The organism is Cupriavidus sp. a3 (genome assembly GCF_051015765.1).
GTDB lineage: Bacteria > Pseudomonadota > Gammaproteobacteria > Burkholderiales > Burkholderiaceae > Cupriavidus > Cupriavidus oxalaticus_A.
Genome location: NZ_CP170643.1, coordinates 2842668 through 2866107 on the forward strand (window position 1 = coordinate 2842668; position 23440 = coordinate 2866107).

Consider the following 23440-nt stretch of genomic DNA (forward strand, 5'->3'; position numbering starts at 1 on the left):
CAAGGACATGAGCAGGCTGAGACGGAATCTGCTGGCCGGACTGGCCACCACCGCAGGCGCCGCGCTGGCGAACCCATTCTCCCCCCCGGTCCGGGCGGCAAGCGTGCCGGATGGCCGCAAGCCCGAATCTCCGAGCGTGCTCGATTTCATGTCCCCCGCGATGCGGCAGGACGCCCTGTCAGGCGCCCCAATGCTCGATCACACCCGCGCCATCCAGGCCGCGCTCGACAGCGGCGCCGCGGAGCTGGCCGTTCCCGGGGGGTGCACCTTCAACCTGACCGGGCCGCTGACCGTAGGCAGGAAAACCCGCATCTGCGGCGCGGGCGAACTGCGATTTTCGGCCGGCATTGCCACCATGGCCGCCATTACCGTCAAGGCGGATGGCTGCGAATTCGACGGCATCGTGCTCACCAATCCAAACCGGCTCCAGGCGCCGGCAGGTGGCCGGAATACCGGCATTCTGTTCCGCGCCGACCTGGGCACGGTCACGCGCTCGACCATCCGCGGTTTCCAGAATGGCATCACGGTCGAGTCGGAGGGCGAATACCACGACTTCATCATCGCCAACAACCGCATTCTCGATTGCATTGGCGCGGGGGGCGGCCCGGGCGATTCCACCTCCGGAACCGGCGAGGACCGGGGCGACGGCATCACGATCTGGGGCTGTGCGGCGACCATCACCGGCAACCTTGTCACGGCCATGGCGGGCCAGGATTGCCGGATCGGCATTCATGTGGAAGGGCTGGCTCACTATCACAACGGCGCGTCGCCGAGGCAGGACAATCTCTGCACCATTGTCGGCAACATCGTGCTGGGGCCCTTCCGGCGCAGTATCGTGACGGAGAACCTGAACAACGCATCCATCGCCGGCAACACCTGCGAAGGCGCCACATGGTGGGGCATCGCGGTGGCACGCTCGCTTGCCTGCTCCATCACCGCCAACACCGTGAAACTGGATCGCGCCAGCACCGACAAGAGCGGCGCCAGCTGGAGCCCCATCCATGCGGGCATCGCAGTGTACGGTGGCGCCGTGCAGTGCGTGATTTCCGGCAATACCGTGGACCTGACCCAGGGGCATGCCGCAGCGGCAATTTTGCTGCAGGGGCTGCAGACCGACACGGTGGTGGTGGGCAAGCAGGCGTGCATCGCCGATGGCACCAGGCGCGTACGGCTCGCCGCGCCGAATCCCACGATTCAGGTCGGCCAGCTCTTGACCGGAGGCGGGGTGCCGGCGCAAACCTATGTCGCGAACATCGATGGCACCACGCTGCTGGCAAGCAAGCCCATCGCGGCGGGTTCGCCAATGTTGACGGTCACATGGCACGACCGCGGCCAGGGCATTGCCGTCACCGACAACAGCATCCTGTGCAATGCGGCGATTGAGACGATCGGCATCTGGGCGCAATACCAGGACCACCCGACCATCAGCGGGAACAACATCCGCTTTATGGGCAAGGTCGGCATCAGCTGCCATGACGTGGCCGACCCGGTCATCAACGGCAACACCGTGCTTGGCCTGAATGGCACCAAGAGCGGCATCGACCTGGCCTGGAGCAGGACCGCCGCCGTCGTCGTGAACAATGTCGTAGCCGGATTCGACGCACCGGGCGCATACGGCATCAATGTGGTCAACCGGACTGGCGGGGTCGTCTCGGGCAACTTCGTGCGCGACTGCGCCACGAACATCCACCTGTACGGCTGCACCGGCATGTCGGTGACGGGAAACAGTTCGGTCAGTTGCGCCAGCCACTACGCGGCCGGCAACGGCTCGGGCATGATGCTGGCCAATAACGCCAGCCTCTGATGCCCGCGGCTGGCCGTGCCGCTGCGGCGAGGCGTCCTTTCAGCTCCCTTCCGATCCGAGCGCTTGACGAACTCCGGCGTGAAGCGTTGGACCCAGCGCATGATCGTCGTATGCGCAGGTACCAAGATGAGTTCGCGGTCGCAGTGCCGCCCGTTGAACGACCAGTCGATGTCTCTGAGCGTACTCATTGCAGGCTCGCGCTCGTCAAAAATCCGAGCTTACCCACCGGCCCCTACGATTTGCACCGGAGCCTCCCCTGCTACCCGGGCTGCAGTTGCTCGACACCAGCGACGCACCTGCGCAGCGCGAAACAAATTGAAGGGGAATTATTCTCATTAAAATATGCGTTTCCTGTTTCATTCCTGAAACAGCGGCAAAAAAATGACTTCTATTGGTGAACAAATCTTTGAATAAATATTCGGCATGCACCGAATCGGTTAGTTATGTGGATTTCCAAACATTCATTTTGGTGCGTGGCATGCTGCGTTGCAGCGCAGCCTCTATAGTGCCCAATAAGGAGTTCTTCCCAATGCTTGCACCAAGGTGATCACCAATTCTCTTAAGTCATATTTTCTTTTGTTACAGGCACTTGCATCGCATTTTTAGAATTTTTTGCATTCCTTCCGCCAAGATCTCGTCAGCATCAGACAGGGCGCACTCCGACGATTGCAGAGTGGCTACGCTGCAATGCAGCACGACAAAGTCCGCTGCGGAAGCGATCAGTAATAATGGGGTAATCAAAATGCCGGACGCGCAATTAGCACCAGCCTCCATAAACTGGTTCTCCACCTCCACCGATCGTTTCAAATGCAGCGCCAGGCGCGTCGGTATTCTGTTATTCGACGGTTTTTCCCTATTGGGCGCCGGCCTGGTGGCCGAGCTCTTCCACACGGCCAACAAGGTCTCGTCTCCCGCCAGCGGCAAGAAGCTGGCCTACGATGTCTGCTTCATCTCCGTCGATGGCGGCAGCATCGCCTGCTCGGCCTCGGTGCGGGTCTGGACCGACGGCCTCGATGCGCGCCAGCAGCCAGGCTTCGATCTCCTGTTTATCGCCGGCGGCGATGGCGCGCGCACCGCGGCCGCCGACGAGCGGCTGCTGCGCTGGCTGCGCGCGGTCCATCCGAAGACCGCCGCGGTCAAGCCGATCGCAGAGGGGCGCGCCGTGCTGATCGCGGCCGGCATCCTCAAGCCGATGGAGCCGCCGCACGGCGCCACCGTCCATCCGCTGCGAGCCGCCGAGGCCGCCGAGGCCGCCAGCGACCAGTACGAGCCGATGAAAGGCGCGTTGACGGTGATCAAGCGCGATCTCGGCCTGGACGTGGCGCGCGCCGTGGCCGCGCGGGTCATGCCGACCTGGAGTGCCAAGCTGATGCCGCCGCTGGCGGATGTGGGCATGACCAGTGCGGCTGACAAGATTCTCGCCGCCGCGCGCTGGCTGCAGAACCACTGCGAGCAGTCGATCTCCATCGCCGATGCGGCCCAGGTCGCCGCCATGAGCGAGCGCAATTTCCTGCGCCGCTTCAAGGTGGAAATGGGCGTGACGCCGTCCGACTACCTACTGCAGGCGCGGCTCGACTCCGCCTGCGGCCTGCTGGCCGAAACCGACCTGCCGGTCGACAAGGTGGCGCGCCGCTGCGGCATGGGCAACGGCGATCGCCTTGCCAAGATCTTCCGCAAACGCATGTCGATCTCTCCCACCGTGTTCCGCCAGCGCAGCAAGAGCCAGGCCGACGGCTGACGGCATGGGCGGCACGCGGCGCGCCAGCGCCGCTGCCTCGCGCACGGGGCAAGCCGGGGACGGCATTGAAGACGACCTCGTGCGCGTGGACCGATACCTACGGGGCTGCGCCTGAGCGGTGGGATGGCAGGGGTCGGTGGCGGTACGGCTTTGGGAAAGACGGGAGAGGCGAAATGCTCAAGCTCGAGGGGTTGCTGGCGCGCGTGCTCGACGTCGCGCTGGTCTTTGCCGGGGCCGCGCTGGCCTCGCAGATACGCTTCGACGAAGCGACGCAGGGCGGCTTCTACGAAGTGGTCATCGCGCTGGCGGCCGCGTTCACGCTGGCGCTGTTTCCCGCCTTCGGCATCTATGCGTCCTGGCGCGACCGCTCCATGCTCGGGCTGGCCGGGCAAGTCGCGCTGGCCTGGCTGCTGGTGCAGTTGTGCGGCGTGATGGTGATGTTCTCGCTGCACCGCGCCGACCTGATCTCGCGCCTGTGGTTTACTTACTGGACCGCCACTACCGGCGGCCTGCTGATCCTGTCGCGGCTCGCCACCCACCTCGTGCTCGGCCATGTGCGCAGCGCGGGCATGAACCTGCACCATGTGGCGGTAGTCGGCAGCGGCGCGCATTGCGACGCCGTGATCCGGCGTGTCGCCTCGTCGCGGGCCTCGGGCTTCCGCGTGGCGGCCGCCTTCAATGTGGCGCCCGGCGTTGGCGGCCTCAACGCAAAGGTGCCCACTTTCGAGGACCGCGCCGCCTTTCACCGCTATCTGCGCACCCAGCAGATCCACGAGCTGTGGCTGGCGCTGCCGCTGTCGCAGGAACCCGCCATCCTCGATTTCGTGCGGGAATACCGCGATGAGCTGATCAATATCCGCTTCATGCCCGACCTGCGCAGCGTGGCGCTGTTCGACGCTGGCATGATCGACCTGATCGGCATGCACGCGATCAACCTGGTGGCCTCACCGATCTCGCCGAATGCGCTGATGCAGAAGGACATCTTCGACCGCCTGTTCGCCGCGGCGGTGCTGCTCGGCCTGGCGCCGCTGCTGCTGGCCATAGCCGTGGCGGTCAAGCTGTCGTCGCGCGGGCCGGTGCTGTTCAAGCAGAAGCGCAAGGGCGCCGACGGCCGGGTCTTCACCATCTACAAGTTCCGTTCCATGCGCGCGCACACCGAGCCGACCGGCGTGCTCACGCAGGCCACCCGCAACGACCCGCGCATCACGCGGGTGGGCGCCTTCCTGCGGCGCACCAGCCTGGACGAGCTGCCGCAGTTCTTCAATGTGCTGCGCGGCGACATGTCGGTGGTGGGGCCGCGCCCGCACGCCATCGAGCACGACGACCAGTACCAGAAGATCGTGGCCGGCTATATCCACCGCTACCGCATCAAGCCCGGCATTACCGGCTGGGCGCAGGTGAACGGCTACCGCGGCGAGACCGACCGCATCGAAAAAATGGAAGGCCGCATTGCCTACGACCTCTACTACCTCAGTAACTGGTCCTTTGCGCTGGACCTGCGCATCATCGCCGCGACCATCTTCAAAGGGTTGAGGCAAAGCAACGCGTACTGAAACCGAAGCTTGCGTTTCTCGAACGGGAAGGTTCACGCCATGCTTACAAAACTCGATACCCAATGCGCCGAGGCCGCCACGGCGCAATCGCCGGTCACGTTCTGCGCAGCTGCTCTTGATCAGTCCTTCCCCATGAAGATCACGCACTTGATTGAGTCAACAGCGACAGGAACGCTGGCGATGGTTTGTCTCGCCGCCAACCACTTTGCGGCCCGCGGGCACAAGATAAGCGTTGTTTATTCCCAGCGGCCTGAAACTCCATCCAACCTCGCCGGCCTGTTTCATCGCGATGTGGCACTCCATGCGTTACCGATGGGCCCCAAAGACCTGCCTGTCAGCCTGATTGAAGTTCGCCGCAAGCTGAAGGAACTCAACCCGGATGTGCTTCACATGCATTCTTCGTTTGCTGGATTCGTCGGTCGCATGGCCACACTAGGTTGGCGGTCTGACCTGAGAGCGCTGTATAGCCCGCATTGCATCTCCTTCATGAGAACCGACATCTCGCGCACCCGGAGGCGAATCTTCACCTTGCTCGAAGCCGTTGCGGCACGGGGTCGGGCTAGCTATGTGGCTTGCTCCCGCAGTGAGGCACAGGCCATCGAACGCTCACTGGGACGACCCGCCATCCTGCTCGAGAACGCCGTCGACGTGGACTTCTTCGCCCCGTCCCAGTGGGAGGCTTCAACCAGCGCTATGAGGTCCGGCGCACGATTCACAGTTGTGACTGCCGGCGGCATCCGGCGGCAGAAGGGCTTCGAATTGTTCGCCGAGATCGCGCGGCGGCTGTCAGGCCAGGGATTCGACTTTCTGTGGATCGGTGACGGTGACACAGCCAACAAGGCCGTGCTCATCGATGCCGGCGTTCGCGTGTCAGGATGGCGTACTCGCCAGGACGTACGTGACATCCTCCACGCCGCGCACACTTATCTCTCTACCGCCGCCTGGGAGGGGATGCCCATATCTGTGATCGAAGCCATGGCTGCCGGCCTCCCCGTCCTGGCCAGTCGCTGTGCCGGCAACGTAGATGTCATTGACGATGGCATCAATGGCCTTCTGTTCTCGGTGGCTGACGAGGCCGTGAGCTGTCTTGAGCGCTTACGCGGAGATTCTTCCCTGCACACCGATCTTGCGAGCGGGGGGCAGCAGGCGGCCCGGCAGCGCTTTGCGCAGGGCAGGTTTCTGGATGAGCTTGAGCAGATATATATCGGACCTTCCAAGCCCCACTAGTGTGGGAGTTCACTATGGACGAAATCTCGAATGGCAAATGCGCTGTCATCTTCGGCGGCAACGGCTTTATCGGTGCATTCCTGGCAGAAAGTCTCGGACGGAGCGGCCGATATCGCAAAATCTATCTGTTCGATCACGAGGCTATTGAGACCAAGCATAACCGCTTCCGACTCGATATGGTCCGGTCCACTCCAGGCGCGACCGAGGTGCTGGGTGACGTGCGTCAGCCGATCAAGTGGATGCCGCAAGAGAAAGTTGATTTTGTCGCCAATCTCGCCGCAGTACATCGCGAACCGGGTCATCTGATCCACGAGTACTACGAGACGAATATCCTTGGCGCAGAGCACGTCTGCGAATGGGCGAGTCGCGCAAATGCGAGGAGCATTGCCTTCACTAGCTCGATCGCGCCATACGGGCTAAGCGATGAGAAGCGCGACGAGAGCTCATTGCCGGTTCCCACCTCGGCCTACGGCGGCTCCAAGCTGGTAGCCGAGAAGATCCATCTCGCTTGGCTCAATGAAGATCGAGCACGGCGGGTGCTGACGATCGCGCGTCCTGGCGTCGTATTTGGCCCAGGAGAAGGCGGCAATGTGTCCCGACTGATTCAAGCCGTTATGCGCCGATACTTCTTCTACATGGGCAACAAGAATACGCGCAAGGCCGGAGTCTATGTCAAGGAACTGGTCGATGCGCTTCTCTGGGTGCACCAGCAGCAGATCGAGAAGCAGGATCCTTATGTCTTGTTCAACATGTCCATGGAGCCGGCACCGTCTATTCGCGACTACGTCGACGCAGTCTGCGATACGGCCGGCATCAAGCGCCACGTTCCGGAGGTTCCCTTCTCACTTCTGCTGTTCGCATCCCATAGTATCAGTCTGGTTGCTCGTCTGGTCGGGATGAGACAACTGTTCAGCCCGGTACGGGTACGCAAACTGGTGCAGCCCAACTATATCGTTCCCAGCTATCTCCTGTCGTCGGACTACTCCTTCAAATACAACCTGACCAGCGCATTCCGCGATTGGCAGGCCCTGTGTCCGGACGACTGGAAATGACTACTGCCGACACCAAAATGCAAATTGACATTGCAGTGCTTCAACCGGCAGCCGCTTGTGGTGATCGGCGGCTTGAACGTCAGGGAGGATTCAGAGCAGGTGCTATTGCTCAGATCTTCCCTCATGAACACCGCCACTCTCGACCTGACTCCCTTCACCACTGCTGCTCCTCAGGCGCGGAGCGGCAATTGCACATTGGCTGTACTCCTTCCTCTCGACCATGAAGAAATCAGTTTTCATCTTGCACCCGGGAAAGGCCCACTATCCCGAGGTTCCCGCCTATTCCAGCCACCTTGCAGACTGGGGCTTCCACGTCGGTTCAGGCACCCTGGATGACCTGGCGCACCTTCCGGACCGACTGAACACAATCCTCTGGGCCCTCATGGGCTTCTACCACCAGGCCATACCAGCAGCCTGTGCTATCCATGACTATCGCTCCCTTTCGGTCGGCAGACTCGCCCAGCTCAAGGATCTTGCCAAGCGCTACCTCAACACCAAACCGGACCTGCGCATATTCCAGAACGATCGGCAACGAGAGTTAATGCGCTTCAATGACGGAATTCCTTCAATCCTCCTGCCGATGGGCGTTCCGAACTGGATTTTCGGGCCCGAATTCTCGGCACCGCAGGCCGGGGACCTCGTGGCGGATTTTTGCTATGTAGGGGACATGAGCCGGGAGCGTCATTTCGACATGGTGCTTAAGGCGTTCGAACGACGCTTCGCCAAGAGCGGGCGCAAGCTGCTGTTAATAGGCCAGCCGGAGCCACAGCTCCATGCGCAGTTCCGCTCCGTACCTGGCATCCACTTTGCCGGCAGACTTCCTCAGCCGGATGCCCTGAAGCTCGTCGCCAGTTCACGCGCGGCGATCTGCTACTTCCCGTATCACCGTCCACACTGCTACCAGACACCAACCAAACTATTGGAGTATGCAGCACTCGGAAAACCGGTCATCTGCAACGACGCCCCCGCCAATCTTGAATGCTGCAAACAACTGAGCATAGAAAGCATTGTCACCGGCGCGGATATCTTCGGCTCGCTTACCGGCGAGCAGATAGATCACGCCAAACCAAATGACCGGGAGCGCTTCAAGGAACTGACCTGGCAGACGGTCATCAATCAATCAGGCGTCCGTGCCTTTCTTCATCCACACGCTATATACTGATCCTCATTAGCTTCCATCTCGGGATGCCAGGCAGCAAAACAAGATCAACGGAGAAATCGCTGATAGATGGCGAAGGAAGGAACCGTAGTCCGGCTCGAAGATTGCCTGCACACAAAGAAAACTAATAACGAATGACAACATTTGCCTGTGTTCGACCGAGCAATTTGGTGGCATCTTGAGAATTCGACGCCAGGACGCGGAAAGCATGTGGAAAGTCAACAAAAGTCCGACGCCACCAACAACTTGCGACGCACTACCCGACAACAGCAGCGGAACCGGCACGACGAACGTAGCCAGAATAATGACAACGTTCACAATATCAAAAATAAACCCGCGAAACGGAAGTGGCGACTCAATTAACGACGCCACTTCAGTCGCCGATCTCCACTCGTTTCCCACTTCCCGCCCTAACGGCAGCCCGCCGCCGAGATATTTCTGAAATACCACGGAAAGCACCGCATACCAAAGCAGGATCAGCAATATCAATCTGAGCGGTCGCAACGCTTTCACCCCCAGCACGTACAGTGGCAACCACCCAGCAATAATAATTGCCCAATACCCCCTAAAATAAAGCGCAAAGGAAACGGCCAACACCAAAAACATCAGAACGCGCGCCATCTTACCCTTGCAGCACAGCGCAATTCCAACAATAGCCAGCACTACAATTTCTTTGGATGGCAACCCCGCATACACGACCGCAGTAACCATCCAGAACACCAGCACCAGCCACTCCACAACCTTCAGTTCGCGAACCCCAGCTGCTCGAATGAAAAGAATGAAAGCAGATAACGAGACCAAACAGCCCAAAACAGAGAGCGAAAAGATATCCAAGCCAGCCGTTCTGTAGAGCCAGGCAAAATTATCAAAGGAATCACCAAACACGACTGGCGACTGGTGTTGCGCCATGCGTTCAAGCAGCACATCCTTATCAAGCATGAAGCGCGCAGGCAATAGTGATTCATGCCAGATCGCGGCACCGAGAAGCAATCCGGAAATCAGAAGCCACAGACTCAGGGACATGCCCGCACTTAATCTTCTGCGACTGCCAATTTTAAATTTCGCTACTCGCATCGAATGTTCACCATAGGCAACGCCATCGACCGTACGAACGGGCTTTCCCCGGATCCACTCGCCAGGAGCTCATAAGGCACATCGCCATCAGCTTGCGATCCCGCTCCTCGCCAGCCGGAGCGCAGCCAGCACGCCCAGAACAGCAAACACCGTAGTTGACAAACTCAATAGGGATGCGGTCATCTTTGGTTGAAAATTTCCTTGCCACGCGCTGGCGAATATAAGCAGTACTGCCACCGCAGATGCAAGCTGCAACAGAAATTCATGGCGTTGATTCCGGAATACGATAAATACCTGTGAGATCGGCCCAAAGACAGCGGCGGCGACGAAGGATGGAGCGAGTATCGTAAAAAATTGAATTACTTCGTTCCATTTTCCTCCCAACGCTTGTCTCACCAGCATATCGATGCCTATATAGATTGCCCCGATGGAAAGCAACGCAACCAAGCTCATTATCCCCAGGTACTCGCTTACCTTCTTGAACGCCGGCTTCGAGTAGTTGTTGTCAAGCAGATCTCGACGCAAGACTGCCCCTATACTTTGCGTGAAGAGTGCTACCGGGAACATCCCGACCCGATACCCCAATGCGAATATTCCAGCAATCTCCTTGCCATAGATCACGGGAATACAAATCGGCATCGCATAGATGATGCATGAGTTCAACAAAATTGCCGGAAATCCGTACTTCGCGAACCCATAATTTTCCCTGAAAAATCTGATCCCCATGCCGGCACGGGGGATATTCTTAAACGCCACAAACCAGGGAATCGATGTAACCGTAATCAAAGCAGCCATCAGCGCGTGTAATTCAAAAACATGCGGCTCGATTCTTTCATTAAAACCAATACCGCAGGAAATAATCAAGAATACCAAAAATACAAGATTTGGCATCAATCGTACGAGAGCCATGCCAAGGTATCTCTCACCGGTGTTGAGTACAAAACCCAGCGCGTTTTGCAAGAATACGGAAAACGCCATTGCAATCACTGCAAGCGCGACCCCGCCATAGATGGGAGCGGCAATTAAAATTAACAGAACCGATAGCAAAGCCGCCAATGCGCAGGCATGAATGAATGCGCTCATGGCAGATTCCGACTGGCGCGAGACGCAGGCCAGCTCATAACGGAGGCCAATGCCGGAACCGATAAACAGTGCTATCGCCACCAGAAAACTGTATCGCCCCAGATTAGCGGGGCCAAAATTCTTGCCAATCAAGAACATCACCCCGAAATTTGCGAGCTGACCGCCAATCACGCCCGCCATGGCGATCAGAGAATTACGGATTCTCGGGCTTTTCTTTTCGGGTTCCATTGCCGTGGCTGTACCCGTTTGAAGTTCTGCCGTGGTCATGCTATTTCAACCTTCCGTCAATTGCCCCATCGGCGAAGTATGCATGTCGATAGCGCTCATATTTATTGCCATAGCCATATCGGAACGCCATCGGATCCAGCGCATTAAATATTACGCCTTTCACCTCTGCATTCGCATGCCGAAATTGATTCCCGGATTCGGCTAAGTCTTCTATTGTTGTTTTCCCGAACCGGGAAACCAGGAACACAGTGCCGCATTGCGCAGCGAGGATGACCGCATCTGTCACCGCCAGCACCGGCGGCGTATCGACCAGCACAAGGTCATAGCGACCGCTGACCGCATCCAGCAGCTGCAGGATGCGCTCGCTCAACAAGAGGTCGGCAGGATTTGGCGGGACGGTTCCGGCGGAAATCAGATCTACCCCTTCCACCACCTCCCGATGGATGACTTGTTCTATCCCTGCAGAACCGGCCAGCACATCCGATAGGCCAGGCTCCCGAGCCTTGCCGAAATGCCGGTTCAGGCAGCCCTTGCGCATATCTGCGTCCATCAACAGTACGCGTTTGCCGCCCCCCGCGATGACCGCCGCCAGATTGGCAGACACAAACGACTTTCCCACACCCGGGGTCGGGCCGCCAACAAGAACGCGGTTGTTGCCAGAATCGAGCATGGCAAACTGCAGAGCGGTACGCAGGCTGCGCAAGCTTTCGATAGCGGGATCGTTGGGGCAACGACTGGCCAAGAGGCGGTTGCCGCGCTTGCTGGAATGGAACTCTTCGGCAATTGCCTTCTGCGCTTGCGATAGCACCACGGTGGCGTAAACATTCAGCCCCGTATGCCGCTCGATGTCCTTTGGATCCTTGATGCCACCATGAAGTGCATTGCGGACGAAGGCCGCCACCACGCCTAAGGTCACGCCGAGTACTGCAGCCAGTGCGAGAACTATCACCCTTCTCGGCTTGACGGATTCTTCCGGCACGCGCGCTGTATCGACAAGGCGCACATTGCCCACCTTGCCAGCCTTCACCAATCTAAGTTGCTGCATACTATTGAGCAACCCCACATACAACTCGTTGTTGACTTTCACATCACGCATCAGGCGCAGAGTGTCCTGCTCCATGTTAGGCAGGGCTTTAATACGGTTGGTCACGCTGCCAACCTTGGCGCTGAGCGAAGCAATCTGCTGGTCGATGACGACTATCGCCGGGTGGCTCGGCGTGAAGCGGTTCACCAGTTCCGTTCGCTTTTGCTTGAGCTCCTGCAACCGCGCTTCGACGGCCGCACTCTCCTGCAGATAGGCCTTGCCTTCTTCGCTCAGGTCGAAAGTGCCCCGCTTGTTGCGCATGGCGTTGTAGCTTGCTTCGGTGCGTTCCAGCTCACTCTTGAGTTGCGGGAGCAAGTCGCTCAGGAACACGAGCGATTTCTCTGCCTCGGCGGCCTTGCGCTTGACGTTCTGCGCTACGTATTCTTCACCGATCTCGTTAAGGATGCGGGCAGTCAGCTTGGGATCGGAGCCCTCCAGCGATGCGCCGATGACGCCACTTTGCTTGCCACGCTCCGCGATAACGAGATGGCGCTGCAACTCCTGCAGCGTCTTGAGTCTGGACTTGCGCACGAGAATGAATTCAGCGCCGGGGTTGGCTTTAAGCTCCGTTACCTCCAACTCGATGACACCGGCCGATTGTTCCACCTTCAACGCTTCGCCAACGCGGCCTTCGATCGGCTTGTCGAGATCACCCTGCTCGATGCGGAAGCTTTCATTGCCAAGCGCCAGCAGGGTGAAGGCCTTTCCTTCCAGTTCGGCAGGTACGTCGAAAATGGCTACCTGGATCGCCTCACTACCCCACACGTATCCACCGAACCCTCGCAGACCGGGCACGGAAAGACGTTTATTCCTGCTTGCCAGCCAGTTTCCGATCAGGGGGAAGTATTTTGGATGCGCCTCGATATAGAGGTGCAAGCTTTCGACCGCCTTTTCCACCACCATGCGCGAGTGCAGGATTTCAATCTCGGCAGCAGCCTCAGCCTTCACATCGAACAGGTTTGAGACATCGCCCAGCAAGCTCTTCGCATTGTTGGGACTGTCTTCGACTTGTATCAGGATGTCGGCTTGATAGACTGGGCGAGCCAAAAAGGCATAGGCGGCACCGAGCGCAAGCACCATGGCAGCGATCGCGAGGATCAACCAGCGGTTTGCGGTCAGGACGTCCAGGTATCGGACGAGATTGATTTCGTCGTCCTGCGGCGCCGCTACGGAGAAATAAGGAGGGCGTTGGGTCATTGCGATACCTTGATGCAAGCAACACGGTTTAGCCGAGCGCCTGGATGCGACGCACCCAGGCGCCAATGCCCTGCTGGATCAGCTGGAACGCCTGCTCAAAGACCTGGCGCGGTTCGCGATAGGGGTCTGGAATATCCACGTTGCTTTCCTCGCCCAGGCGGAAGACCTTGCCAGATATTTGCGGATAGAGGCACTGGACATCGCCCTTCTGGTCGTTGTTCATTACCAGGATGAGATCAGCCTGAACCGCGAGGAAACGGGTGAGTTGCTGGGCTCGATGCGTGGAGATATTGACACCTCGTTCCGCGAGCAGGCCCACGGCAATGGGGTCCGGCGGCTCGCCAACCAAGGCGCCGAGACCAGCCGACTGCGCGGACAACCCGGGCAAGGCCTCGCGCAGCAGCCCTTCTGCCATGGGACTGCGGCAGATATTGCCGTTGCAGACGACCAATACCGAGCGAATCATCTCAGGAACCCCGCATGGTGGTTCGTCGTGAGCCACAACTTACCGTACGCGCATCGCCGGCAATCGCCATCGCCTAGCTGCTTTCGGCCAGCCGCCGGCCGGTGGCTCGCGGCATCGTGCGGCAGCGCACACGATCCGTTCATATCCGCCATGGCCGGCATGCCGATTGGCGTTTGGCGCGCAACGGACAATGCTAGTGTTTATGCATCCAGCAGTCTTGCAGACCCCGGGAAGCGCCACGTCTGAGCCAACCGTACTTATTGTCGAGCCTGACTTCACCGGCCACCGCCAGCGCTATGTCGAGTGGGCGGTGCAGGCGTTTACCGAAGCCGGCCGGCGCTGCCTGGTGGCCACCGACGGTAGAGCCCTGGGCCGGGCTTGACCAGGCCCGTGCCGCCGCCCTGGCAAGGAACCACCATCACTCATTGCCATGAACCCCTCTCCCCGACGATTTGCCGGATTCAAGACGGCATGGCTGCCTGGCTGCATCGGCCCCGTTTGCATGGTCTTGGCGCTGTCCGGGCCAGCGGTGGCGCAATCGCCCGGTGCCGCGCTCAGCTCGCTGCGCCTCAGTGGAACCACCTTGTGTGCCGATGTCACAGGAATTTCGCAGGAAGACGCAGCGGCAGTGATTGTCTGGGCGTGCAATGGCCAGGCAAACCAGATTTGGGCGCTCAGGCTGGACGGCACCCAGTATGAGTCCATCGCCCAGCACAGCGGAAAATGCCTGGACATCTTCGGCATCAGCACTGCCCCGGGCGCTCCGGCGATTCAATGGGCCTGCCACTCGGGCGCGAACCAGCGCTTCACGCTGCGTGAGCAGAGCACGGGCTACGCGATCGTAGCCGCGCATAGCGGCAAATGTCTCGTCGCAGAGGGGGGCGGGAATCCGCAGGCAGGCCAGGCAGTCGTGCAGATGCCGTGCGACGGCACCACCAGCCAAGCCTGGACAATCGATGGCCTGGGCAGCCAGCCCCCGCAGGCCGGCACCCTGCCGTCAAAGTGGACGGCGCCACAGACGCTTCCGATGGTACCGGTCGCGGCGGCCAACCTTCCCAGCGGCAAGGTACTCGTGTGGTCCTCCTATGACCGCTTCAATTTCGGCGGCGACGGTGGCCAGACCTATACCGCCATTTTTGACCCTGCCACCGGAAGTTCCACCGAAACGCTTGTCAGCAACACTGGCCACGACATGTTCTGTCCGGGCATTGCGAATCTTCCCGATGGGCGGATCTTGGTCAATGGCGGTTCCAGCGAAACAAAGACTAGCATCTTCGACCCCGCCACGTCCTCGTGGTCCGCGGGCCCGCTGATGACACGTGGCCGCGGATACAACAGCAGCGTCACGCTAACCAATGGCGGCGTATTTACCCTGGGTGGGTCGTGGAGTACCACCACGGGTAACAAGGATGCCGAAACCTGGCTCCCGGGTGCTGGCTGGCAGTTCAACGCTGCAGTGTTGGACGACTACTTCCTCACCGGTGATATTGCCGGCCCTTATCGTGCGGATAACCATGCCTGGCTGTTCGCCGTGTCCAATGGCCGTGTATTTCACGCAGGCCCGAGCCGGCGCATGAACTGGGTCGAGACTGCCGGCAACGGCAGTGTTACCTGGGCCGGCGAGCGCGGCGGGGACGCCGATGCCATGAACGGCAACGCAGTCATGTACGACATCGGCAAGATCCTCACCATAGGAGGCGCGCCGAATTACGATTATGTTTGGGCAAGCGCGAACGCCAATCTCATCGATATCAACGGTGGCATCGCCACGGTGCGCCAGATCGCCTCAATGGCGTATGCACGGGCTTTCCATAACAGCGTGGTACTTCCAAACGGCCAGGTTGTCGTGCTCGGCGGCCAGACCTACCCGATGCCGTTCTCCGATGACCGTGCCGTGCTCACCCCTGAGCTTTGGGATCCCGCCACCGAGAAGTTCCGGCCGCTGGCGCCGATGGCCACGCCGCGCACTTACCACAGCGTGGCCCTGCTGTTGCCCGACGGGCGGGTATTGAGCGGCGGCGGCGGCCTCTGCGGCGGCTGCTCGACCAACCATCCCAACGTCGAGATCCTGACGCCGCCCTACCTGCTGAATGCGGACGGCTCGGAAGCATCGCGGCCCGCCATTGTCTCGGCACCGTCGGAGGCCAGCCTCGGTACTTCTATCGCTGTCACCACCAGTAGCGCCGTGAGCAAGTTCTCGCTGGTTCGCCTGGCATCGGCAACGCACTCGGTGAACAACGAGCAGCGCCGGGTCCCGGTGAGCTTCACCGTCGGTACGGCGGGCGAATACCTGATCAATGTCCCGTCCGATCCCGGCATCGCCCTCCCCGGCTATTACATGCTTTTTGCCTTGAATGCGAATGGAGTGCCGAGCATCGCCAGGACGCTGCGCATTCGCTGATGGACCGCGCAATATGCAAACGAGGCTGGTTCGCCGCCTTCAGTCTGGCGCTGGCCGCCGAATGGAGACGCGCGGCCTTCCACGGCGAGTCCGCGCTCACCGCGGATTTGCGGGGTGGCACCCGCCCGCTGCGATTTGAGCGCGGGTTGCTGCCGGATTGGCCGGGAGCCAGGCAGAAACGCGTCGTTCGCTCAGGCCCGCGTGCGACACCCACGCTCACGCGTGGGCTGATGGCTGATTTCAGCCCGATTGCCAACGCGGGCGCTTGCTTTGACGAACACCGCCTGCGCGTCACTCGGCGCAAGCCCGATTACTGGGTCAGGAGAAAGGTCCACAACGCCGTGCACTCGTCATCCGACAACACGTACTGCGGCATCGACTTCGCCAGCATCACTGTCGCCGGATCGATACTGGTGGCGAGTACCCTGCAGAACGCGTCCCGGTCATACCGCGTGGCTGGCCCTCCTCGACGGGGAATCGCACCAAGCAAATAGCCCGCCGTCAACTGCGGGGCAAATGCGGGTGCCCCGCTCGATGGCGTGTGGCAGCTGGCGCACCGCTTTGCGATTGCTGGCAGCGGGCGGGCATCACCCCGCAAATGCGCGGCAACGTCCAAATTCCCTTGAAAGATGGCTTGCCCCAGCTCGGCAACCGGGCTGGCATCCGCAGCCGCCGTCGCGCTGGCGGCGACCAACGCCAGGCCTAAGACCGCATACAAACGACGTACGCACATCGCCGAAATCATCAGTGAACGCGCAACGTCTTTGCGACGCTCAGCACGCCCTGCTTGTTGAGAGCAAACAGCAGGTAATAGCCGGGGACGACGATGCCGGGATTGGACGGGACATTGATCAGGTATTCGCCCGCCGTACCGACGGTGCGGCTCACCGGAACCCGGCGTAACTCGTTGTTCAACGAATGCGTTACCGATGAACGCCGAATGAGAGAAAACGCAGTGACGGAGGTATTCATGGTCACAGCGAAGGAAATACCCGGCGTTGGGAAGCAGGAGTCATGACAGTTGGTGGTTGTGGTTTGGTGCTGTCTTGCCTGGGGACCACAGCAGTCAAGCTTGGGCCAGATGCGCCAGAACGCGCAGGACTTCTTCCGCCCGTGGCAAGGGGGTGCTGCGCCAGCACAGTTGCGCAGCCTCGTTGAAGAAATAAACTTGCGTGGAATGGCTCTCCATGCCCGGGCGCGATGCGCCGCCGGCGAGCGCCGCCCTGATCTGCTCTACCTCGCCAACGGGCGACGTCACGGCATGCCAGGCTGGGCCGGCGTCGAATCGCTTGAGCCATGCGCGCAACGCGGCCGGGGAATCGGAAAGCGGATCGATGCTGAGCGACAACAACTGAACTGGATAGCGTGAACGCAGTTGAGCTATCCCCTCCTGGGCCGCGCCAAATATCGCGCCCTGTAGCGGGCAAACCGAACTGCAGCCTGTGAAGATTGTCTGCACCGCGGAAACGCCGCCAGACAGGACCTTTTGCAGGCGCCGCCTTCGGCCGGCCTCGTCGATGACCCAGATGTCGGGAATAGGCAGTGGTGGCTTGACCGGACCGATGCCGACGTGCGCGTATATGTCGCGAGACGCGACAGCGAAGGTGCTTGCGAAAATGCCCCGAAGCCACGCACGCCGGGTCCATGACGTCATGCTATTACGCCTCCAAGCACAAGTTTTTCATCGGCTCGATGGTATAGGACACTGGCGCTGCTAGACAGGAACCAGGCCAAGCCTTTCCCCGGCAGGGGAATTGCGATTCCCAGAGCGCGATGTCGAAGTCAATTAATCATAAAAGAAGGCTGCGACTTTTCAAGCGACGTCATCTGTGCGGAGTCGCTCACAGAATGCCGATCTGTCTGGACCAAAGCTCATGCACTGCTGCATGGCGAGGAAAGCGATGTGTTCAGTGATGCCGGATACCAAGGCGTTGAAAGGCGCGGTGAGGCGCAAGACATCGCGCTCAACTGGCATGTTGCGAGGCGCGCCTGGCTGCCGTTGGCGGCATATTGGCGCACACAGGCGAAAGCCACATAGGAAGATGCAGGACAAGGCATTCGCCCCCAAAACCGGCAACTAGGGAGAAGGGATGCTTATTGATACCAGAAGGGTTGAGCAGGATAGCGTGCTGCACACGACGGTCTGCATCATCGGCGCGGGGTTGGCGGGCATCACGCTGGCCCTGGAGATGCAGCAGCCGGGCATCGACGCCGGTGTGCCGGAGAGCGGTAGCTGTACTGGCCCGGCACGTTCGCACGGCGCCGCACGGAGGATGCAAAAATGGAAAATCGGGGTTCGGGTGTGCCGGGTTCGCACGTCAATCACCTGCTGGGCGCCTTGCCGGGCAAGGAGTGGCAGGCCATATCGCCTCACCTTGAGCTGATACGGATGCTTCCCGGGCAGTTGGTAAGCGACGTGGGGCAATGCATCCATCATATTTATTTCCCGACCACGGCCGTGGTCTCGATGCTGGTCCAACTGGAAGACGGCGCGAGCATGGAAGTCGCCATGATCGGCCATGAAGGCCTGATCGGGATCCCGGTACTGACCGGCGGCGGCTCCATGCCATACCGGGTGGAAGTCCGCAGCGCGGGTCTTGGCTACCAGCTGCCAGCCGACACGTTCAGGCAGGCGTTCATTCAGTCGGCTGCGATCCGGCGCGTCTCCTTGCTCTATCTGCACGCCGTGCTTACGCACGTCGCACAGACCGCTTTTTGCATTCGCCACCACTCTGTCACCGAGCAGCTGTGCCGCTGGCTATTGCTCGCCACCGACCGGCGGCGGGCGAACGCGCTTGCGATCACCCAGCAGTCGATCGCCGAACGGCTCGGCGTGCGGCGCGAAGGGGTGACGGCGGCGGTGGGAAGGCTGGCAGAGCTAGGCTTGATCCAGCATAGCCGGGGCCGCATCGCGGTGCTTGACCGCGGCGGCCTGGAACTGTGTGCCTGCGGCTGCTACCGGCTGGTGCGTCACGAGTACGAGCGGCTGTTCCCGGCCGCTACGCCGGAGCCCGCGCGCGCCGAGGAGAGCGAGGCGCGCTTCCGCCCTGCCGCATCCCTTCATCCGGGGGGCTGCCTGTGAATACCTTTGTCCGATCCGATCAGCCGGCCGCGCACAGGCTGCTTGCGCTGGACAAGGTGGCGGAGGCGCTCAGGCGGCTCGGCCAGGCCCGCGCCAATGTGGTGGGGGGCGTGCCCAATGGCGTGCAACTGCGCCGAAGCAAACCGGGAGTGCCGCGCGGACACGAGCGAGTACTTGCGCGTGCCGGCCGGCTCCAGCTGGTCGCTGCCGGCGCAATCCACGCGGTGATCGGGCCGCGGTACACGGCAAGCCAGATCTTGAATCGGGCCGGAGGGTTTTCATGACACGTCGCATGGCCTGGGGCATGCCATTCCTGCTCGCGCTCGCCTTGCTGGTGGGCACCCAGATCCCGGGGGCCTGGCGCGACAGCATCGAGCGCAACCTGCATGCGCCCTTTCCGCTATCGTCGCTGGCGCACCTGGTGCTGTTCGCCGCGATGGCCTGGCAGCTTGCCGCGCGGCCGTTTGCCTGGCGGGCGTCGCGCATTGTGCTGGCCCTGCTGGGACTGGCCTTGCTGAGCGAGGGGCTGCAGGTATTCGCGATCAGCCGGCACCCACGCTGGCTCGATATCGGCATCGACCTGGCAGGCGTGCTGCTTGGCCTGGGCTTGTCCGCGGGGTTGTCCGCGGGGTTGTCTGGATATCACGCCCACCGCACAAATGGCCGACTCAATCGGTCCAACCAGGGCTCCAACCATGGCTCCAACCAGCCCCCCCACCATCTCTGAAGCCCTGCTGCTGACCGGCGCCACCGGTTATATCGCCTCGCATACCTGGGTAGCGCTGCTCGAAGCGGGCTACCAGGTGATCGGGTTCGACAATCTGTGCAACAGCAACGGCGTGGTGGTCGAGCGGATTGCGGCCATTACCGGCAAAACCCCGCATTTCGTCGAGGGCGATGTGCGCGACCGCGCCTTGCTGGAGCAGGTGTTCGCCAGCCACCGGATTGCCGGCGCGATTCATTTCGCCGCGCTCAAGGCGGTGGGCGTTTCGGTGGCACAGCCGCTGGCCTATTACGACAACAACCTAAACGGCCTGCTGACGCTGTGCTCGGCCATGCAGGCGGCAGGGGTCAGGCAACTGGTGTTCAGTTCCTCGGCCACCGTCTATGGCAACCCGCACAGCGTGCCGATCCTGGAGGATTTCCCGCTCTCGGCCACCAATCCCTATGGCCAGACCAAGCTGATGGGCGAGCAGATCCTGCGCGACCTGGAGCGCTCCGACCCGTCCTGGCGCATTGCCTACCTGCGTTACTTCAACCCGGTCGGCGCGCACGAAAGCGGCCTGATCGGCGAGGACCCGGGCGGCGTGCCGAACAACCTGATGCCCTATGTGGCGCAGGTGGCGGCCGGCCGGCGCGCACAGCTGATGGTGTTTGGCGGCGACTATCACACCATCGACGGCACCGGGGTGCGCGACTATATCCATGTGTGTGACCTGGCCGACGGCCACCTGGCGGCGCTGGTCTACCTGCGCGAGCGTGGTCAGGGCCTGACGGTCAATCTCGGCACCGGCCGGGGCTATAGCGTGCTGGAGGTGGTGGCAGCCTACGAGCGCGCCAGCGGGCGAGCGGTGCCCTACCAGATCGTGGCGCGCCGGCCCGGCGACATCGCCGCCTGCTATGCCGATCCAGGCCTGGCGCACCAACTGATCGGCTGGCGCGCGCGCCACGATCTTGACCGCATGTGCGTGGATTCGTGGCGCTGGCAGTCGATGAACCCGGATGGCCTCGCGTCCTGAGGGCGCTCTATCCTCCATCCCCATCCCTGTTTGCAGCGGACGCGCGCCACAGTGCTGGCCTACCGGTCGGCGACCTTGATTCGAAGTTGTGCTTACTTGAGGGTCGGCCGGAATTCATGAATATGTGACGCCTCACATATTGCAGAGGATTTTTTCCCGGCGCCTCCCTTCGGGGGACACTGTCGGCCTAACCTGACACGTGGAGGTTCATCATAGAAATCGACATCCTCGGCATCGATCTCGCCAAACATGTGTTCCAGCTCCATGGCGCCGACCGCGGCGGACGGCCTGTGCATCGAGCGATGGTCTCGCGTGGCTCGCTCCTGGAGGCTGTGCGCACACTAAAGCCGGGGATGTAAGGACAGGATGCGCGGATCTCATCAAGGCTGCGGGCATGCTTCGGCAAGAGCCCACCAGGCAAGCCGGATACATGCATGCAGACCGTTTCGACAGCACGAACAAGAAGCTTGCAAAAGGCGTCGGGTCCATACATGCACAAGAAGGACGACTACCCCGAGACGACGGTCGGCTCATGCGGGACCGCCGAGCTCTAACCGAGGCCTCTTGCTGCCTTGCCCGCGCCCTGCTCCGCGCATGGATGTATGACCGCACACCGAGGAAGCCGAACATGGCGGCGGGAACCCAGGCTAACGACTGGCTTAACAAGGCAATGCCCGTCAACAATGGGCTCGATCCGAATATCGCGGGGATGACCCCGCGCAACACAATGTAGGTACCCACGGCCAGCACTGCAGATACCCACCACGGCGCATCGATCAATATCTCGCTAAGCGACGGCTCTTTGCTTCTGCGACCCATTTGTTGTTCTTTATCGCAGCCCGCGGCATACTCGGCGACCGCATCAAACGCTTGCGGAAGGCTCAGGGCCTTGGCACGGTTGAGATGGCCAAGCGCGTCGGCATCTCCCGGACGACCCTCGCTGCGGTTGAGGCAGGCGACCCGGCGCCAACCCTGGGCACATATCTGCGTGTCATGTCCGTGCTGGGGGTTGCCGGTGACTTTGCCCTGTTGGTCAGCGATACTTTTCAACCTGCGCCCGCGAACTCTGCGGCCGCCTAATCCAAGCGCGCCATTCCGCAGGTTCAGGTTCGGGTAAGGACTGATCCAAGCCGCCATGAGGCTCAAGACTTGCAAAGCATGGCGCTCCACAAGGAAGCAATCCGCCTGATTCAGGATGACCCAGCGCTACTGGACCGGGCCCGAGAAGTCCTCAGGCGATGGCGCGCGCAGGGAGACACACGGTCTGATTCACTCTGGTCCGAGTGGGAAACGATTCTTGCGAAACAGTCATGGCGCAAAGCCCTTGGCCGAACTCGGCGTGCTCAAGAACTGCGCCAGGCGTCTCCGCTGCCCACGCTTTTACCAGATGCCATTCGGCAGGAAGTGCTAGCACAGGTTCAGGCGTTGAAAAAAGGCGTTGTCCTCGGGGACCAGGAATGAAGCGGGAAGATCTGGAACACATCATTCGCGCTGCTGCCGACATCACGAACGAATATGAATTCGTTGTCGTTGGCAGCCAGTCCATCTCCACCTCTCGCGAGGAAGCTGCTCGTCGGCAGCGGGACGGTTCACGCTCGCCGTCTGATCCCCGCGCATTGGCTGGATGGAAAGCGTTGCCCTTGCCGCCCGCAAGTACCGCTGCGCCGAAACCGCTAGAGTCGCCCACGCCGCGGTTGCCGCCGTCCGTGGGCGTCGTGAAGAAAATTTGAGGTTTGTGCGACGCAAGCGTGAGCCCTGTTTCTCATACTGCAGCACAGAGACAGCTACCCCTCCTGTCCATTCAAATCTGATGTCGGGGTATGAATCATGAAGAGAGAACAGATCAGCCGCAGTGCCAATGCAACCATGCTCGCGCTGTGCATCGCCGACGCTGCCACGCAGGTACTTGCCGCGCTAGGCGACGGCGAGCAAGCAATGAAGGGTAGCGAGGCAGGCTGGCAGGCGCCGGTCGCGCAGTGCGAAGCGGCAGGCGAGCCGCCGCTTGGCGCACACTTGGTCACGCAGCGTCGCGGCTACAGCCACCACGGCATATATGTAGGCAACGGCCGCGTGCTGCACTATGCGGGCCTTTGCCGTGGGCTGCACACGGGGCCTGTGGAAGAGCTGAGCCTAGAACACTTCGGCGCCGGCCACGGCATCGAGGTAAGAACCGAGTCGCTGCCGCGTTTTACCAGCGACCAAGTGGTCAGGCGGGCACGCTCGCGCTTGGGCGAGAACCGCTATCGCCTGCTGAGCAACAACTGCGAACATTTCTGTACCTGGTGCCTGTATGGCGAAGCCCGCAGCGAGCAGGTCCGCCAATGCGCCATCCACCCCATGCGCATACTCCGCGTGCTGTGAGGTAGCCTGATCGAGGCGGACACGCTTGGTCCTTAGATTAAGATCGTGGATCAGGAGTGTGCACAGATGAGCAAGGCAAGACAGACGTACGGGGAAGAGTTTCAGGCAGAGGCCGTGAGACTGGTGCTGGAACAGGGACTGACGCTGCAGTCGGCCGCGCAGCGTCTGGGGATTCCGAAGGGCACGTTGACG

Annotated in this window: 21 protein-coding genes and 5 pseudogenes; 19 read left to right on the forward strand and 7 right to left on the reverse strand. The window is 61.0% G+C overall.

Annotated features, from left to right (window positions below; translation table 11 throughout):
• The first annotated feature begins 7 nt into the window (after positions 1 to 7).
• Positions 8 to 1804 (forward strand): right-handed parallel beta-helix repeat-containing protein, encoded by a 1797-nt coding sequence (locus tag ACAD63_RS13730; protein ID WP_434032843.1) that lies wholly within the window; start codon positions 8 to 10, stop codon positions 1802 to 1804.
• Positions 1805 to 1830: 26 nt separating this feature from the next.
• Here the strand turns inward: ACAD63_RS13730 and ACAD63_RS13735 are convergent.
• A pseudogene (locus ACAD63_RS13735) lies at positions 1831 to 1992 on the reverse strand (IS6 family transposase); the annotation flags it as partial.
• 554 nt (positions 1993 to 2546) lie between these two features.
• Between ACAD63_RS13735 and ACAD63_RS13740 the strand changes: the two are divergent.
• From ACAD63_RS13740 to ACAD63_RS13760, 5 genes are all read left to right on the forward strand, one after another.
• The gene (locus ACAD63_RS13740; protein WP_135706561.1) at positions 2547 to 3542 is read left to right on the forward strand and encodes a GlxA family transcriptional regulator; all 996 of its coding nucleotides are present in this window, start codon (positions 2547 to 2549) and stop codon (positions 3540 to 3542) included.
• A gap of 173 nt (positions 3543 to 3715) precedes the next feature.
• Entirely contained in the window at positions 3716 to 5095 is a 1380-nt protein-coding gene (locus tag ACAD63_RS13745; protein ID WP_133096748.1) for an undecaprenyl-phosphate glucose phosphotransferase, read from the forward strand.
• Between the two features lie 39 nt (positions 5096 to 5134).
• Positions 5135 to 6322: a glycosyltransferase gene (locus tag ACAD63_RS13750; protein WP_255519770.1), complete on the forward strand. Its 1188-nt coding sequence runs from the start codon at positions 5135 to 5137 to the stop codon at positions 6320 to 6322.
• A 14-nt stretch (positions 6323 to 6336) separates the two neighbouring features.
• Positions 6337 to 7374 carry an NAD-dependent epimerase/dehydratase family protein gene (locus tag ACAD63_RS13755; protein ID WP_434032844.1) on the forward strand — a complete coding sequence of 346 codons (1038 nt, stop codon included), beginning with the start codon at positions 6337 to 6339 and terminating at the stop codon, positions 7372 to 7374.
• 220 nt (positions 7375 to 7594) lie between these two features.
• On the forward strand, positions 7595 to 8536 hold the full coding sequence (locus ACAD63_RS13760; RefSeq protein WP_135706560.1) for a glycosyltransferase: 942 nt from the start codon (positions 7595 to 7597) through the stop codon (positions 8534 to 8536).
• Positions 8537 to 8542: 6 nt separating this feature from the next.
• On the opposite strand, the gene ACAD63_RS13765 is transcribed toward ACAD63_RS13760, so the two are convergent.
• From ACAD63_RS13765 to ACAD63_RS13780, 4 genes are all read right to left on the reverse strand, one after another.
• A complete protein-coding gene (locus ACAD63_RS13765; protein ID WP_434032845.1) occupies positions 8543 to 9556 on the reverse strand; it encodes a hypothetical protein in 1014 nt (337 codons plus the stop codon).
• A gap of 138 nt (positions 9557 to 9694) precedes the next feature.
• Positions 9695 to 10957 (reverse strand): lipopolysaccharide biosynthesis protein, encoded by a 1263-nt coding sequence (locus ACAD63_RS13770; protein ID WP_434032846.1) that lies wholly within the window; start codon positions 10955 to 10957, stop codon positions 9695 to 9697.
• 1 nt (position 10958) lies between these two features.
• A complete protein-coding gene (locus tag ACAD63_RS13775) occupies positions 10959 to 13199 on the reverse strand; it encodes a polysaccharide biosynthesis tyrosine autokinase (protein ID WP_434032847.1) in 2241 nt (746 codons plus the stop codon).
• Positions 13200 to 13227: 28 nt separating this feature from the next.
• The gene (locus ACAD63_RS13780; protein ID WP_135706556.1) at positions 13228 to 13665 is read right to left on the reverse strand and encodes a low molecular weight protein-tyrosine-phosphatase; all 438 of its coding nucleotides are present in this window, start codon (positions 13663 to 13665) and stop codon (positions 13228 to 13230) included.
• A gap of 202 nt (positions 13666 to 13867) precedes the next feature.
• On the opposite strand from ACAD63_RS13780, the gene ACAD63_RS13785 reads away from it, so the two are divergent.
• Genes ACAD63_RS13785 through ACAD63_RS13795 form a run of 3 tightly spaced genes read left to right on the forward strand, consistent with a single transcriptional unit; the run spans position 13868 to position 16560 of the window.
• A complete protein-coding gene (locus ACAD63_RS13785) occupies positions 13868 to 14047 on the forward strand; it encodes a hypothetical protein (protein WP_205751685.1) in 180 nt (59 codons plus the stop codon).
• 48 nt (positions 14048 to 14095) lie between these two features.
• Positions 14096 to 16066: an RICIN domain-containing protein gene (locus ACAD63_RS13790; protein ID WP_434032848.1), complete on the forward strand. Its 1971-nt coding sequence runs from the start codon at positions 14096 to 14098 to the stop codon at positions 16064 to 16066.
• Complete coding sequence (locus ACAD63_RS13795; RefSeq protein ID WP_167884637.1) at positions 16066 to 16560, forward strand: hypothetical protein; 495 nt, start codon at positions 16066 to 16068, stop codon at positions 16558 to 16560. Before ACAD63_RS13790 ends, ACAD63_RS13795 begins: the two co-directional genes overlap by 1 nt.
• A gap of 250 nt (positions 16561 to 16810) precedes the next feature.
• Here ACAD63_RS13795 and ACAD63_RS13800 read toward each other — a convergent pair whose 3' ends face one another.
• Together ACAD63_RS13800 and ACAD63_RS13805 are read right to left on the reverse strand one after the other, a co-directional pair.
• Positions 16811 to 17038: a galactose oxidase early set domain-containing protein gene (locus ACAD63_RS13800; protein WP_135706554.1), complete on the reverse strand. Its 228-nt coding sequence runs from the start codon at positions 17036 to 17038 to the stop codon at positions 16811 to 16813.
• A 94-nt stretch (positions 17039 to 17132) separates the two neighbouring features.
• Positions 17133 to 17720, reverse strand: coding sequence for an SCO family protein (locus ACAD63_RS13805; protein ID WP_133096758.1), 588 nt, complete (start codon positions 17718 to 17720; stop codon positions 17133 to 17135).
• A gap of 210 nt (positions 17721 to 17930) precedes the next feature.
• On the opposite strand from ACAD63_RS13805, the pseudogene ACAD63_RS13810 reads away from it, so the two are divergent.
• From ACAD63_RS13810 to ACAD63_RS13855, 10 genes and pseudogenes are all read left to right on the forward strand, one after another.
• Positions 17931 to 18053, forward strand: a pseudogene (locus tag ACAD63_RS13810) (IS5/IS1182 family transposase); the annotation flags it as partial.
• Positions 18054 to 18347: 294 nt separating this feature from the next.
• The gene (locus tag ACAD63_RS13815) at positions 18348 to 19148 is read left to right on the forward strand and encodes a Crp/Fnr family transcriptional regulator (protein ID WP_135706552.1); all 801 of its coding nucleotides are present in this window, start codon (positions 18348 to 18350) and stop codon (positions 19146 to 19148) included.
• Positions 19145 to 19432 carry a hypothetical protein gene (locus tag ACAD63_RS13820; RefSeq protein WP_434032849.1) on the forward strand — a complete coding sequence of 96 codons (288 nt, stop codon included), beginning with the start codon at positions 19145 to 19147 and terminating at the stop codon, positions 19430 to 19432. Before ACAD63_RS13815 ends, ACAD63_RS13820 begins: the two co-directional genes overlap by 4 nt.
• Positions 19429 to 19875 (forward strand): hypothetical protein, encoded by a 447-nt coding sequence (locus ACAD63_RS13825; RefSeq protein WP_434032850.1) that lies wholly within the window; start codon positions 19429 to 19431, stop codon positions 19873 to 19875. Before ACAD63_RS13820 ends, ACAD63_RS13825 begins: the two co-directional genes overlap by 4 nt.
• Entirely contained in the window at positions 19868 to 20887 is a 1020-nt protein-coding gene (galE, locus tag ACAD63_RS13830) for a UDP-glucose 4-epimerase GalE (RefSeq protein ID WP_135707089.1), read from the forward strand. The genes ACAD63_RS13825 and galE overlap by 8 nt, the downstream gene beginning before the upstream one ends.
• Before the next feature lie 212 nt (positions 20888 to 21099).
• Positions 21100 to 21237 (forward strand): annotated as a pseudogene (locus ACAD63_RS13835) (IS110 family transposase); the annotation flags it as partial.
• 469 nt (positions 21238 to 21706) lie between these two features.
• Positions 21707 to 22348: pseudogene (locus tag ACAD63_RS13840) on the forward strand (helix-turn-helix transcriptional regulator).
• Positions 22345 to 22434: pseudogene (locus tag ACAD63_RS13845) on the forward strand (DUF6036 family nucleotidyltransferase); the annotation flags it as partial. The pseudogenes ACAD63_RS13840 and ACAD63_RS13845, both read left to right, overlap by 4 nt.
• Positions 22435 to 22714: 280 nt before the next feature.
• Positions 22715 to 23248, forward strand: coding sequence for a lecithin retinol acyltransferase family protein (locus tag ACAD63_RS13850; protein ID WP_434032851.1), 534 nt, complete (start codon positions 22715 to 22717; stop codon positions 23246 to 23248).
• Positions 23249 to 23314: 66 nt separating this feature from the next.
• Positions 23315 to 23440, forward strand: a 126-nt coding sequence (locus ACAD63_RS13855) for a transposase (RefSeq protein WP_434033993.1), incomplete at its 3' end; no start/stop codon positions are given.